Consider the following 13,430-nt stretch of genomic DNA (forward strand, 5'->3'; position numbering starts at 1 on the left):
TAAAGCCTTGCACTGAAAGTGCATAGTTTTAACTAACGAACTTGAAAAATAAAAAAGAAGTCGTATGAAGAATAACAGACGAGAAATGGTAAAGTCTCTCAAACTGATCGCTAAAGATCGTGAGAGAACAAATATACTTCGTGAGTGGGAACAAAAATCCATTGCCTATCTGGTACAGAAAGTCCCTTCATGGATCTCATCCGACGGGCTTACCGCTATCGGATTTTTTGGGAACATAATGGTTGCCTCCAGTTTTGTGATGGGAGCTTTTATAAACCGTTATTTGCTATTAGTTTCCCTTCTCGGTTTCGTAATCAACTGGATAGGAGACTCACTTGACGGTCGCTTAGCCTATTATCGCAATAAACCCCGCAAGTGGTATGGCTTCTCTCTAGACGTAACTGTAGACTGGATCGGCACCTTCATTATCGGGCTTGGTTATACCATCTATGCTCCGGGATTGTGGAAATATGTAGGTTTCTTGTTCGTCGTTCTCTATGGATGGGAGATGATTACCGCCCAGTTGCGTTATAAGATCGGAGGCCAATATTCCATTGACTCAGGTATCTTTGGCCCTACAGAAGTACGGTTATTATTAGGAACCATTATCACCGTGGAGGTATTTGTCCCGGGCTCCATTCAATATCTCGCCTCGATCGCTTGCCTTGTGCTTTTGGTATCCAACTTAATAGAAGCATCCAAGCTCCTCAAACTGGCCGACGAACGCGACAAAACCGATCGACAAATGAAAGAGGAGGAATACAAAAAGAAACGGACTGAAAATGCTTAAGTGCCAACCTGTAACTTGCACCCTATAAGGAGGGAGACATATGCTAAAAATCCTTACCTTTGTGTCTAAATTCATATAAAAATGACGCATTCAATGACGGGATACGGTAAAGCCGTGGCAGAACTCCCGAATAAAAAAATAACAGTTGAGATAAAATCATTAAACAGTAAGCAATTTGATTTGTTTACACGCCTTCCCTCAACTTATCGCGAAAAAGAAATTGCTTTACGAAATTCATTAGCCCGCTGCCTGGTACGAGGTAAAGTGGATCTCTCCATAAATGTGGAGGTGATTGCCAAAGATGTGACATCGAAGATCGATCACAACGTGTTAAGCCAATATCACCGGGAGATCAGTGGATTGTCTTCCGAATTGAATATTCCCCAACCCCAGGAATGGTTCTCTGTTCTGTTACGTCTTCCGGATGTGATGAAGCAGGAACAGGAAGAGTTAAGTGATGAGGAATGGAATCTCATTGAACAGGCTGTCAATAGCGCAGTAGACGATACCATCGCTTTCCGGAGACAAGAAGGGGAGATGCTGGCACAGGTATTGATAACGAAGATCAACAATATCCGTTCCCTATTGGAAGCTGTGGAGCCTTTTGAAGAAGAAAGGATTGAAAAGGTCAAATGCCGTATCCGTGAAGGATTGAACAGCTTGGAAGGAATCGACTACGATAAAAACCGGTTCGAGCAGGAGATGATCTACTATATTGAGAAACTGGATGTGAATGAAGAAAAAAGCCGACTGGCACATCATCTCGATTATTTCCTCACCACCCTGCAAGAAAAAGAGCCACAGGGAAAAAAACTCGGATTCATCGCGCAGGAGATTGGCCGTGAGATCAATACCCTCGGGTCAAAATCCAACCAATCGGGTATGCAACGGATCGTGGTGCAGATGAAAGATGAACTGGAACAGATGAAAGAGCAAATTTTAAATGTTCTATAACTACCGGTATGGCTCTGAATGCCAATAGCCCAAAAGTGATTTACAATGGCCAAACTGATTATTTTCTCAGCTCCTTCGGGTGCCGGAAAATCAACACTAATAAGATTCTTACTGGAGCAGGGATTAAACATCCGGTTTTCAATCTCGGCAACCAGCCGCGAGCCACGTGGGGAAGAGAAGGATGGTGTTGAATATTATTTCCTTACACCGGAAGAATTCCGCAGACGCATTGCCAACAATGAATTCCTGGAATACGAAGAGGTATATAAAGATAAATTCTACGGCACGTTAAAAAGTGAAGTAGATCGTATTCTTTCCGAAGGGACAAATGTTGTTTTTGATGTGGATTGTGTTGGTGGATTAAACATTAAAAGGATATACGGCGACCGTGCCCTAAGTATTTTTGTAATGCCACCGTCGGTTGAAACATTACGAGAGCGCCTTGAAAAACGGGGAACCGATGCTCCTGCAGTGATCGAACACCGTCTTGCCAAAGCAGAATATGAGATGAGCTTTGCCCCACAATTCGATGTAATCGTTCATAACGAAGACTACGACCAGGCGAAAGAGGAAGTGTTGAGATTGGTTACTGATTTTATTGATAATGGATAATGGATAATGGACAATGGATAATGGACAATGGATAATGGACAATGGACAATGGACAATGGACAATGGACAATTCAAAAATGTGGCAGTTTGTTGCTAATTGAAAATTAAATATTTACAGATTAACATAATAATTAATTAACATTCAACTAATTATAAAATCGCAATCAATAATTGTCAACTGTCAATTATCAATTAAAAAAAGTGCTATGATTAATAAACTACTTCTTCTTAGTGGCCTCCTTTTCCTGACACTGACCCTCTTCGGCCAGACTATACATAAAGAAACACGCCTCTATGCCGAGAAGGCAGGTGAAGAACTGAAGATGGATATTTATAAAATTGAATCTGAGTCGCAGCAACCACAGCCATGCCTTCTTTTTGTTTTTGGTGGTGGTTTCAAAGCCGGTACACGGGATGCGGAACTCTATCACCCCTACTTCAACTATTTCGCCAAAAAGGGATTCACCGTCGTTTCGATCGACTACCGCTTAGGGATGAAAAACCAGAAAGCACCTGGCGTATTCAACAATAAACCTATCCGGAATGCTATCGCAATCGCGGTAGAAGACCTCTATTCAGCCACTAATTATTTGCTGGAGAATGCCGAAGCACTATCTATCGACCCGTCACTCATCATCATTAGCGGATCGAGTGCAGGAGCTATTACCGTATTGCAGGCAGATTACGAAAACAGGGATAACCGTCCCTCGGCAGATGTGCTGCCGGACGATTTCAATTACGCAGGTGTAATCTCATTCGCCGGTGCTATTTTTAGTACCGAAGGCACGCCCTCATACACACAACCTCCCGCTCCTACCCTCTTCTTCCACGGCAGTGCGGATAATCTCGTACCATATGACAAGACCCGTTTTTTCAAAATGGGTATGTTCGGTTCGAAACCATTGGCAAAAAAATTCAGGAGTGAACGATATCCCTATATGTTTTACAGTATGGAAGATATAGGACATGAAGTTTCGGAATATCCCATACAGGAATTCCTTCCGGAGATCGAACAATTCATTAACGATTGGGTATTCAATGGTAAACAGTGGATGATTGATATCAATCTCAAAGATATGCTTCGGAAATCAGATACTTCTACTACTCCGGGGAACTATTATAATTAACAATTACAAATTACAAATTACAAATTACAAATTACAAATTACAAATTACAAATTGCTAATTAATTATCAATAAAACTATACATCTAAGCATTTAGGCATTTAGGCATCTAAGCAACTAAGCACCTATCCACTTCAATCAAAATCCTTCTTCACCACATATTTAGAAAACGATTAGAACTGCATGCGCAAATACATTGAGAAATATCTGCTTCCCATCGCAATGATTTTGGGGATTGCATTTCACAGGCAATTATCGGTACTTTCTCCCGCTATCCCTTATCTCCTGGCAATGATGCTCTTTATCACTTACTGCCGGGTGAGAATGAGCGATATCAGGCTCACCAAGTTCCACTACATTCTTCTGGCCATCCAATATGTGGGGAGTGCGCTTATCTATCTCGCGTTTCGTCCATTTAATGAGACCCTCGCGCAGGCAGCCATGATTTGTATGCTGACAGCCACAGCAACCTCAGCACCGGTTGTGACCGGAATGTTGGGGGGCAGTATTGCGGTGACAGCCGCATATGCCATTATTAGCAATCTATCGGTAGCCCTTATAGCTCCACTATTTCTCTCTCTTGTAGGAGAAAGTAATGATACTATCTCATTGGCAGCCTCCTTCTGGCATATCTTCCGTAGTGTTATCCCTATCCTGGTATTGCCCTTCCTACTGGCAATATTCCTAAAAAAAACGGCACCCCGGATACACAAGAAAGTACAATCGGCACAGATAGTCTCTTTCTACCTCTGGGCAGCGGCACTTACCATTGTGATCGGCAACATCACCTATTACGTACGCATGCAAGGTAATGACCATTACCTTATTGAGATTATTATCGGCACCGTTTCACTGGTGATCTGCCTTCTACAGTTTTATTTTGGAAGAAAAATCGGCCGTCGTTTCGGACAAACCGTAGCCGGAGGCCAAAGTCTGGGACAGAAAAACACTGTACTTGCCATCTGGCTCACCCAGACTTACCTGAACCCGCTCGCCACACTCGGCCCGGGAATGTATGTAATATGGCAAAACCTGGTTAATTCCTGGCAGATATGGAGGGAGAAACGGAAAAATTAATGTAATGCACTTGCCAATTCGATGATGTGATGATTGATAATGTGGAAAGGTGCCTGGGTGGTTAAGTGCCTACGTAAGAAAATGAGATTAAAATTGGTAATTGGTAATTGGTAATTAGTAATTTTAATTTACTATCTTTATCGCCATAATAAACGAGTAACTAACAAACTCCAAACTTAATTTATCATGCAAAAATTCATTGCTATCGCACTTCTGGTAATATTTGTTTTTCCTCTTCAAATGAACGCACAAGAGGAAGAAAAAGGAGGTGAATTCTCTATCGACATCAATCTCCGACCCAGATTCGAATACCGTAACGGATATTCCTATCCCCGTCTGGAAACCGACAAACCATCGGCATTTATCTCCAATCGTGCACGTATAGGAGCCAACTTCGACAATGGATTTCTCTCCGCCCGGATAGCTGCCCAAGATATCTCCGTCTGGGGACAGAAGCGTCAAAACGATAATGACGGTGCACGTACCACCATGCATGAAGCATGGGCATAAATGCGACACGACGGGTTCTTTGCCAAAATAGGACGCCAGTCGCTCAGTTATGACGATGGACGTATCCTGTCGGAATCCAGCTGGACACCTACCGGCATCTGGCATGATGCAGTAAAATTGGGTTATGAGAATCCGATGAATACAATACATCTGGCATTAGCTTATAATCAGTCACGTGAAAAAACCAACGAGGGCACTTTCTATGAACCCGTAGGACAACCCTATCAGAATATGCAAATGGCCTGGTACCAATACCGGAACCCAACCGGATTTACCGCGTCAGCCCTCTTTATCAATCTCGGTTTTGAAACAGGTGATCCTGCTACCGGAAACGAACCGGCAAACAGCAAGAAAGTGTACATGCAGACTATGGGTACCAATATCGGTTACAAAAACAATATCTGGAATGTCATGGGAACATTCTATTACCAGACAGGGACTAACAGTAATGACGAAAAGGTGAATGCTTATATGCTGGCCCTGAGAGGGCGCTACGCGTTCAAACCCCAGCTTTTCCTCTACGGTGGAACAGAACTTCACCCGGGACAGGATCCGGATTCTGAAAAAGTGACCAGGATGGATTTGTTATATCGCTCCAACCACTCGTTTATGGGATCCATGGACTATTTCAGGGGATACGATTATTATGGCGTGTGGGATAAATACATCGGCCTGAACTGGAATCCATGGAAGAAACTGGGCCTGGACCTGAGGTATCATCACTTCTCTTCCCAACAACCGATTGATGTGGATGGAACAAATAAGAAAGTGTTAGGCTCAGAAATAGATTTCACCTTCACCTATCCCATCCGCAAGCATATCATGCTCGAAGGAGGTTATTCCTTTATGCTCGCCACCGACGCCATGCCTATCGCAAAAGACCGCCCCGGCAATCCCGATTCGTGGCAGGATTGGGCCTATGTGAGCCTCACCATCAATCCCACTATTTTTAAAAGCCGGTTTTAAGAAATAAATTTAAAGTAAATTTAAAGATCCATTATTACCCGAAATAGAATTTCTCTCGGACGAATAGCTATTTGGGATGAATAGAGGGACAACGGATGATACACGGTATAACTGTAATCACCGTGATTCAATAAATTATTCAATTGGAGCTGCAACGTCATGCGAGGAAATTTATAGGAGGCTGCAACATCCATAAAAAGAAGATTCACCGAATGATCGGGAGTTATTTCATTACGGAAATACTCTGCCGAAGCAGACAGGTCTAATCGTCGCTGCATATAATAAAAAGATCCTTTGTGGCTCATATTCCACAAGCCGCTTAATGACGCTACTTGTCCCGATTTGTCGGGATTGTCCCCGAAAGAGGACCATTGCCGCCGTAACTCTCCGTTATATGCCATCTCTGCCTGTCGGGTTAGAGATATGGAGAAAGAGGGTTTTATCATAAGCGTCCGGAAAGAGAAAGGCATCCACACGCCTTCCCGTATCTGTGCCGATTGATTGTACCAATAGGATACCTCTGCCGATACCTTGGTATTGATATCGAAAAATCCTTTTGAAACAACCGTATTTATGCCATACGAAGATTCACGATGCGGTATATACCGGCGAGTCCACCAGAATATATTATCCCTGACACTTTGCTCCAGGGTATGATTTACCCGGCTACGCGATACCGTCAGATCGGCAGTTACAAAAAACTCCTGCAATGTATTTTTATAATCCGTCCGTAATGTATAAAGTTGCTTGTCGGTAACCGGTATACCCGTTTCATTTTCCATTGTGGTTCGATAATCAGTAAAATAGGGTTTCAAGTAAAATGCCGTGATATCATTGAGTTCTTTTCCGTATCGAGCCGATAAACGGGCATTCCATGCGTAATTTATTTTGTAGTCTGTCCTGAAAGTAAGTCCGGCCAGATATAACACCTCCTTATCCCCCGGGAACAGCACTGCCTGCAAAGGTGCCGACATCCTGAACGTAAGTGATTTGAACAGATACTCATAGGCAGGGGTCACCCACAGGCGATGATGATTCTTCAGATTGTTCAAATCGACAGACGCTCCGACGGTATAATGTTGTCTGACCTCTGTCCGGCGAATGATCCATCCCGATTCTGCACGGGCATACAATCCTTCCAACAGCATAGGCTGGTCGTGACCGTTCGATTGCGCCTGCCGATTCTACTCTCGTGAATACCTTCCGTTTCAGAACTTCAGAAAATCAAAACCTGGTATACGATGCCGTAGACCTGTTCCTTGTCGATATAAACTCTCCATTTAAAATAAGTGATGTGGACAGTATCGTACAACTAAAAACGGGGAACCTAGCCAGCCGGATCGATACGTTATCATTGCCGCCCGACTCTGTCTTATGGCAACCGAAAACAATGAAACAGTTGTCCATTGCAAATCCTTCCGTTACCGTGGAAATCCCCTATAATGTACTAAAAAGAAAAGTAGCCATAATAACTGTTCCGGTAGCTCCCGCCCATATCATCAAAGCAATGACGGTACAGATCATCATAAGCATCATATTGGTTTTAGTGCTTATCGTCTGCCTGCTGCTCCAGGTACAGACCATCACCCGGCAACAACGGATCAATAAATTGAGGCAGAATTTCGTCAATACGACCATTCATGAATTGAAACGACCGGTACAGACACTCAAAACCATTGTTTCATACCTGCAACAATCTTCTCCGGAAGAATCGGAAATGCTGAACAATGCCCGCATCGAAACCGATAACTTTACCTCTTATTTGCAGAAGCTACGGGACGTAAACCAGGCTGAAACAATTGCCGGAAGCCTCCACCTTTCATATTTTGATTTCACTGTTGTACTTACCGGTTGTATTGAAAACGTACAGAAAAATGCGGGAAAACAATTCCACATCGAAACCGATTTTCCCGGCACTCCTCTCCCTGTTACTGCTGATAAAATGATAATGAACAATATTGTGATCAATCTGCTGGAAAATGCGATAAAATATTCGGGAGAGGAGCCGGTTATCCGGGTAAATGCCGGAATTGACGACAATGGACTGTCTTTCAGCATATCGGACAATGGGATTGGTATTCCGGCCTCGGAACAAAGCCATATCTTCGAACCCTTCTTCCGTTCAAAAAATGACTACGTGGCATCGCTGCCCGGCATGGGACTCGGGCTGAGCTATGTAAAAATGGCGGTGGAAGCCCATCGGGGAACTGTAGATGTCCTGTCCAAACCCAACTATGGCACCACCATAACCGTTAAAATTCCCCGACAATGAAACCATCCCTGAAAATACTTTTTGCCGACGACGATATCAAATATGCACTTTTGTTGAAAGATTTCCTCACGCACAACGGTTACAACGTCACTTATGCGGGGAACGGACGCATTGCCCTGGATCTTTTCAATGAAATAAAACCCGGTTTGGTGCTTCTGGATGTGAATATGCCTGAGATGAATGGCTTTGAAGTGGCGAGAGAGATTCGGGCGAAAGACAACAAGGTACTTATCTTTTTCCTGACCGACCGAAGCGATAAAAACGACAGGTTAAAAGGATTTCAACTGAAAGGGAACGACTATCTCGCCAAGCCGTTTTATCCGGAAGAACTATTGGCCCGGATAGAAGAGCGTTTGGGTAATCCATCCGAAACGAATCAAAAAATTTACAAAATTGGGAATATCTCATTCCACTATACCACTAACGAACTGATTACCGGAAATACCAAAACCATCATCACATCCCGCCAGGCCGATATATTACGTCTCCTGGCAGAAAACATCAATGAGACGGTAAGCCGGGAGCTCCTTCTCAACAAGGTCTGGGGTACCAATAATTATACCAATTCGCTTGCGCTAAATGTACAGATAACATATCTGCGACGTGCTTTGCAATCCGACAAATCCCTGAAAATTGTATCGGTTGTGCGAAAAGGATATATGTTGTCTGTAGGATAATGTTATTTGCGGGATGATTACCGGCTTCTCCGCTCCAATTTGATTGTTTGCCCGCAATATTGTGTCACGATTTCCCTATGTGTAATAAATATCAGGGTTTTATCCTTGGTTTGTGAAATAAGACGCTCCATAAGCAGACGTTCAGTTTCCTTATCCAGTGAAGAACTGAATTCGTCCAGCAACAGGATATTTCCCGGTCGAAGTAATCCGCGTGCTATGCAGATACGTTGCGATTGGCCTTCACTTAACCCCGCCCCTCGCTCTCCGCAAAGGGTATCCAGTCCATCGGGCAAGTCATATACGAAATCGGCTACTGTTGTCATCAATACTTTGCGGAGCTCCTGGTCTGTAGCATTCGGATTACCCAACAGCAGATTATCACGTATCGTTCCACTAAGCAAAGTGTTTCCCTGCGGGACATATACCAGATTACACCGTGTAAGCGGACTTGCTTCCAGTTCCTGTGTGGAATTATATAAATAGACCTTTCCTTCACGGGGTTGCAGCAAGGCCAGCATCAGGCGGATAAGGGTGCTTTTACCTACCCCCGTCTCACCCATGATTGCCGTACGGCTCCCGGGAGTAAAGTCACACGATAGATGTTCTATTATTTGTCGGTCACCATCGGGATAAGCAAATGAAATATTTTCGAGACGTACCCCAACCTGTCCATGAAGCATCTGTTGTTTGCCTTGTATTTCAGTGGTCAGGTCATCCAGTTCGTTGAGTCTTTCGGCAGAGGTAATAGTATGTACTATCGAAGGTATATACTGGCTGAGTTCGACCAGCGGGCGCTGAATCTGCCCGACCAATTGTAAAAAGGCGGTCATCATACCAAATGTGATGGCTCCTTCGTAGATGCCTCTTATCCCCCAAAGAAAGGCAATGAGGTAACCGGCAGCAAATCCGGACATAATCAATGTACGGGAAAAGACGGTGAAATTCGCGCGCTTTATCACACGGTTATACAATATGGATTGAATGGAATTTAGCTTAGTAGTTACCGGTATGTTCTGTCCAAGTGTTTGGATCAGCACCTTATATTGCAGTTTCTCCTGTATATGAGATTGTACCCGGCTATCCAGATTACGTATCTCCTCTGTAAACCGACGCATGCGCTTCACATATATCTTGCTCAATACCAAAAAGACCGGCATAATAAAAATAAGCGTCCATGCCAATTGGGCATTGAGTCTAGTCAGGAAAAGGAAGGCACCCAGGAACTGGAAAGAGGTTACAATTACTGCAGGCAACGATTTACAAATACCTTCGGCAACTACACGCACATCTTCTTCGATACGGTTGACAGCATCACCACTATGAAAACTCTCCTTCCCATTCCAGGTACTGTCCATCAGGCGGGAAAAAAGCTTATACCGCCATCTGTTTTTAAAATATATATCGTTCTCTGCTTCCATGCGATTTTTCAATGCCGACAGGATAATTTGACCAACCATAGTGGCTATCAGCAACACAATATAGTGGGTCATATTACCCTCTATGGAGCGGGTAGCAATATCGATCAGCTGTTTGGATATCCATACAAAGAATAATCCGGCACAAACATTTAGCATGCCAGCCAGGCTAATTAGTAGAATACGAAAACGTATCCCACTCAAATATCTCCCGATTTGACGTATACTATTGATTGGCACGGTTCAACCTTTATTTAAATTTATCATTCACTATCTGTTGTATCCCAATGACCAAATAATAGAGATAGTAAAGTCCCACATTTCCACCAATTGTAGAAAATAAACACAGCGCTCTCCGGTTTTTCATCCTGAAATTGTGAAACTTCCCGGATAGATAACCGGGAGGACGTGTTTGCCATTTCGGATCATAACGCCCAAAATTACCGGATAATAGGATATCTTTCAATATTACTTTTTGAGAGACATCCCTGAATTTATCCGTATAGAAAGGGAATTTTTCTTTTGCAAGCCCCAGTTGATGTACAGCTATACAACCAAAGATTTGCCATACACGCAAGAACCGGAAAGCTTCGAGGTCTTTCATCAGCTCCTGACGGTCTATTTGGTCATGGAATTTATGAAGATAGATTGCCCAGTCACTCAATTGGCGGCATCCTATTCCATCCGAAATAAAATGATGGAAAGCATGATAAAAGACATATAATGCATCAAAATTTGCCGGCGGAAGCAATACCTCTGTATTATTCAGCTTCCAGACCTTTAATCTATTCCCATGTAAATGGTATTGTGTCCATCGCTGAAATATTTTATTTTTGAATGGGTCAGGAAGTCTTTCTACGATACGATGAAATTCAATTTCCACACCCTTATAGTCGAAATGAAAATGTTTATGGCTTTCTAATGTGTTACCTGATACAATCCCCTTTTCAACAACCAAACCGCAAGCTTTTTTGTAGTCTTTCTTTCCAATATAAAGATCTATATCGCCACACTGGCGACGGGCGGAATTCGGATAATTCTGCGCTAGTCCCTGCCCTTTGAGTAATATGGGATGGATGCCTTCAGCCTGTAATAAAGCTATTATCCGGATCAATCGGTCATTCAGCAGTTCATGGCTTTGTTCTATTCGGATAACTGTCCGATAGAGTTGACGCATGGTTGCAGCAGGAGGCTGCACATCTTCCGGCAAATTAGATATACCATCGAAAATAATACCACTGACAGTTTGCATGGCAGCTATTTTCATAATTGCACGCCAATCTGTATCACCTGAAAAAAGAGATCTCTCAACCGGACTTTCCCATAGTCCCGATCGTAGCAAAGCGAAAAATTGTTGCTCTGTGCGGCTCATTCTTCTACAATCCCTGCGTCAATCCAACTCCTTGCAATATCGTTAGCATCGGTCAATGCCTGACCGGGAGGTATGCCATATTTCGACACCAATAAATCGGCCAGGGTCTTTTCATCGAAATCCTTTCCTTCCACTTCCTGCCACAAATAAGCAGCAGAACTGTTAAGCGAAATCAATTTATTAAAATCTATTTGTGCCAGTCCTTCACCGGCTACAATGTATTCCTTGCCCACGGTGCGAAGTTTAAAACCTTGTTTTATCCTCATACAGTTGTTTTACACTTTAGTTTTATGATGGAACATCCCTATAACATTGGGTTACCTGCTATATAATTCGTCTGTATATGGCTAACAGATATCTCCTAACCGGCAAAAGCTTTCTCCACAGGAGAGCTTTTCTATACTCTCTTCTGCTGTGGCAATCAACCGGTTTTCCCTTATGGATAATAGTTATTGCCAGACCACAAATATTTTCTTTATAGCACCGCTCCACTCCGGAAACATTACCATCTCCCATCAGGATTACCTGTTCATTATCCATCTTCAGGATACGGTGCAGGACAAATTGCTTTGAACCAATTTCCGCCAGCACTATATCCCCTATATTATATACCTCCCTTTTTTCCAGCACTACACTATCCCTGCCTCCTACAATAAAAGGGAGCATACTGTTACCCTTTGCCTTGATGGTAACCTGCTTACCCTCCGAGAGCATCTTTGCCACTTCGGGGAGCATTACTTCATTGGGTAGTGTGACACTCCTCATTACGCTCCTTTTATTGTAGTAGCCGACAATTCTGCCGCAGCCTTATCGGGCAGGCAATACAGCCGATAGCAGGGTACCGTACTTACTAGTTTTTCCACCGTACGATGTATTCCCGATGCAATCTCCTCTTCCCAGCGCATACTCGAACAGGCCGGAAACACTATTGCATAAGCCTGTAACAAAGATAATGCTTTAATTTGATTCTGTGGTGCCTGTTCCAACTTTACAATCCCTTTCAGTAAAGCTTTTTCATTGCGGTAACAGGGAGTCTTACCACTCCATGGTGTACCATAAACAATGGGATTCCCATCAATAATCCGTACCACCGGATTGTCGTCGTTCAACAGTTCACTTCCCTCTATATAATCCAGCCACAACCGGCTATGGGTACTCTTTCCGGTACCGCTTTTACCCAAAAATATAAATCCATCAGTCTCATTTTTAATAACTGACGCGTGCATCATCAGTGTATCAAGGTTGGCTGTGGAAAAAGCATAGAGCAACATTAAGCAGTTATTGAGACAGAAAAAACGGTACTTATCGCCGGCAGGAAGTTTCACCTGTGCCACCCGAAAAGCAGCATCGGTATCCATCGTGCAATAGTCTCGGCTTCCCGGATAGGCAATCCGAAAACGAAAAGATCCGTTATCGGGCTTGAATACACCAATGAAAGCTATGTCGTTATCAAACTGCCCCACTTGTTTGTATTCGAGTTCATCGGAAAGATTGTCCACAATGGAAAGAGAAAAGAGGCAATCACCGATCTCCTTAGACACACGAAAAGGAGCGTAATTGGTTAGACTATCCTCCTCTAAAGATTCATTAGAAAAAGATAGCCGGAAACGATGCCCGGCTACCTGATAGAAAAAATTGTTCTTCAAAATAATGAATATCT

15 protein-coding genes are annotated in these 13,430 nt (G+C 43.3%); 9 read left to right on the forward strand and 6 right to left on the reverse strand.

Going from position 1 to position 13,430, the window contains the following annotated elements:
• Positions 1-64 precede the first annotated feature (64 nt).
• From U2P89_RS00150 to U2P89_RS00180, 7 genes are all read left to right on the forward strand, one after another.
• A complete protein-coding gene (locus tag U2P89_RS00150; protein WP_313381342.1) occupies positions 65-790 on the forward strand; it encodes a CDP-alcohol phosphatidyltransferase in 726 nt (241 codons plus the stop codon).
• Between the two features lie 81 nt (positions 791-871).
• Positions 872-1,744 (forward strand): YicC/YloC family endoribonuclease, encoded by an 873-nt coding sequence (locus U2P89_RS00155; protein ID WP_322190305.1) that lies wholly within the window; start codon positions 872-874, stop codon positions 1,742-1,744.
• Between the two features lie 45 nt (positions 1,745-1,789).
• Entirely contained in the window at positions 1,790-2,356 is a 567-nt protein-coding gene (gmk, locus tag U2P89_RS00160) for a guanylate kinase (RefSeq protein WP_076929805.1), read from the forward strand.
• 206 nt (positions 2,357-2,562) lie between these two features.
• Entirely contained in the window at positions 2,563-3,483 is a 921-nt protein-coding gene (locus U2P89_RS00165) for an alpha/beta hydrolase (protein ID WP_083710957.1), read from the forward strand.
• Positions 3,484-3,664: 181 nt separating this feature from the next.
• Positions 3,665-4,558 (forward strand): bile acid:sodium symporter family protein, encoded by an 894-nt coding sequence (locus tag U2P89_RS00170; protein ID WP_092024887.1) that lies wholly within the window; start codon positions 3,665-3,667, stop codon positions 4,556-4,558.
• A 186-nt stretch (positions 4,559-4,744) separates the two neighbouring features.
• Positions 4,745-5,068: a hypothetical protein gene (locus tag U2P89_RS00175; RefSeq protein ID WP_322190306.1), complete on the forward strand. Its 324-nt coding sequence runs from the start codon at positions 4,745-4,747 to the stop codon at positions 5,066-5,068.
• The gene (locus U2P89_RS00180; RefSeq protein ID WP_322190307.1) at positions 5,069-6,034 is read left to right on the forward strand and encodes a hypothetical protein; all 966 of its coding nucleotides are present in this window, start codon (positions 5,069-5,071) and stop codon (positions 6,032-6,034) included. It abuts the gene before it with no gap.
• 20 nt (positions 6,035-6,054) lie between these two features.
• Here U2P89_RS00180 and U2P89_RS00185 read toward each other — a convergent pair whose 3' ends face one another.
• Complete coding sequence (locus tag U2P89_RS00185) at positions 6,055-7,182, reverse strand: hypothetical protein (RefSeq protein ID WP_322190308.1); 1,128 nt, start codon at positions 7,180-7,182, stop codon at positions 6,055-6,057.
• Positions 7,183-7,226: 44 nt separating this feature from the next.
• Between U2P89_RS00185 and U2P89_RS00190 the strand changes: the two genes are divergently transcribed.
• Positions 7,227-8,306, forward strand: coding sequence for a sensor histidine kinase (locus tag U2P89_RS00190; RefSeq protein ID WP_092024884.1), 1,080 nt, complete (start codon positions 7,227-7,229; stop codon positions 8,304-8,306).
• Complete coding sequence (locus U2P89_RS00195) at positions 8,303-8,983, forward strand: response regulator transcription factor (protein ID WP_322190309.1); 681 nt, start codon at positions 8,303-8,305, stop codon at positions 8,981-8,983. Before U2P89_RS00190 ends, U2P89_RS00195 begins: the two co-directional genes overlap by 4 nt.
• A gap of 17 nt (positions 8,984-9,000) precedes the next feature.
• Here the strand turns inward: U2P89_RS00195 and U2P89_RS00200 are convergent, their stop codons facing one another.
• Genes U2P89_RS00200 through U2P89_RS00220 form a run of 5 tightly spaced genes read right to left on the reverse strand, consistent with a single transcriptional unit; the run spans position 9,001 to position 13,416 of the window.
• On the reverse strand, positions 9,001-10,638 hold the full coding sequence (locus tag U2P89_RS00200) for an ABC transporter ATP-binding protein (RefSeq protein WP_313381336.1): 1,638 nt from the start codon (positions 10,636-10,638) through the stop codon (positions 9,001-9,003).
• A gap of 10 nt (positions 10,639-10,648) precedes the next feature.
• Positions 10,649-11,770, reverse strand: coding sequence for a nucleotidyltransferase family protein (locus U2P89_RS00205; RefSeq protein WP_322190310.1), 1,122 nt, complete (start codon positions 11,768-11,770; stop codon positions 10,649-10,651).
• A complete protein-coding gene (locus U2P89_RS00210) occupies positions 11,767-12,036 on the reverse strand; it encodes a PqqD family protein (protein WP_092027177.1) in 270 nt (89 codons plus the stop codon). Before U2P89_RS00210 ends, U2P89_RS00205 begins: the two co-directional genes overlap by 4 nt.
• A 58-nt stretch (positions 12,037-12,094) precedes the next feature.
• On the reverse strand, positions 12,095-12,535 hold the full coding sequence (locus U2P89_RS00215) for a S24/S26 family peptidase (protein ID WP_313381334.1): 441 nt from the start codon (positions 12,533-12,535) through the stop codon (positions 12,095-12,097).
• Entirely contained in the window at positions 12,535-13,416 is an 882-nt protein-coding gene (locus U2P89_RS00220; RefSeq protein WP_322190311.1) for a hypothetical protein, read from the reverse strand. Before U2P89_RS00220 ends, U2P89_RS00215 begins: the two co-directional genes overlap by 1 nt.
• Positions 13,417-13,430 lie beyond the last annotated feature (14 nt).

Origin of the sequence: Proteiniphilum sp., assembly GCF_034331125.1 — a bacterium.
Lineage (GTDB): Bacteria > Bacteroidota > Bacteroidia > Bacteroidales > Dysgonomonadaceae > Proteiniphilum > Proteiniphilum saccharofermentans.

What these genes read in the sequence shown, in the direction of transcription:
- U2P89_RS00150 (WP_313381342.1), top strand. Translation starts at nt 65, where the DNA reads ATGAAGAATAACAGACGAGAAATGGTAAAGTCTCTCAAACTGATCGCT.
- U2P89_RS00155 (WP_322190305.1), top strand. Translation starts at nt 872, where the DNA reads ATGACGCATTCAATGACGGGATACGGTAAAGCCGTGGCAGAACTCCCG.
- gmk (WP_076929805.1), top strand. Translation starts at nt 1,790, where the DNA reads ATGGCCAAACTGATTATTTTCTCAGCTCCTTCGGGTGCCGGAAAATCA.
- U2P89_RS00165 (WP_083710957.1), top strand. Translation starts at nt 2,563, where the DNA reads ATGATTAATAAACTACTTCTTCTTAGTGGCCTCCTTTTCCTGACACTG.
- U2P89_RS00170 (WP_092024887.1), top strand. Translation starts at nt 3,665, where the DNA reads ATGCGCAAATACATTGAGAAATATCTGCTTCCCATCGCAATGATTTTG.
- U2P89_RS00175 (WP_322190306.1), top strand. Translation starts at nt 4,745, where the DNA reads ATGCAAAAATTCATTGCTATCGCACTTCTGGTAATATTTGTTTTTCCT.
- U2P89_RS00180 (WP_322190307.1), top strand. Translation starts at nt 5,069, where the DNA reads ATGCGACACGACGGGTTCTTTGCCAAAATAGGACGCCAGTCGCTCAGT.
- U2P89_RS00185 (WP_322190308.1), bottom strand. Translation starts at nt 7,182, where the DNA reads ATGCTGTTGGAAGGATTGTATGCCCGTGCAGAATCGGGATGGATCATT.
- U2P89_RS00195 (WP_322190309.1), top strand. Translation starts at nt 8,303, where the DNA reads ATGAAACCATCCCTGAAAATACTTTTTGCCGACGACGATATCAAATAT.
- U2P89_RS00205 (WP_322190310.1), bottom strand. Translation starts at nt 11,770, where the DNA reads ATGAGCCGCACAGAGCAACAATTTTTCGCTTTGCTACGATCGGGACTA.
- U2P89_RS00210 (WP_092027177.1), bottom strand. Translation starts at nt 12,036, where the DNA reads ATGAGGATAAAACAAGGTTTTAAACTTCGCACCGTGGGCAAGGAATAC.
- U2P89_RS00215 (WP_313381334.1), bottom strand. Translation starts at nt 12,535, where the DNA reads ATGAGGAGTGTCACACTACCCAATGAAGTAATGCTCCCCGAAGTGGCA.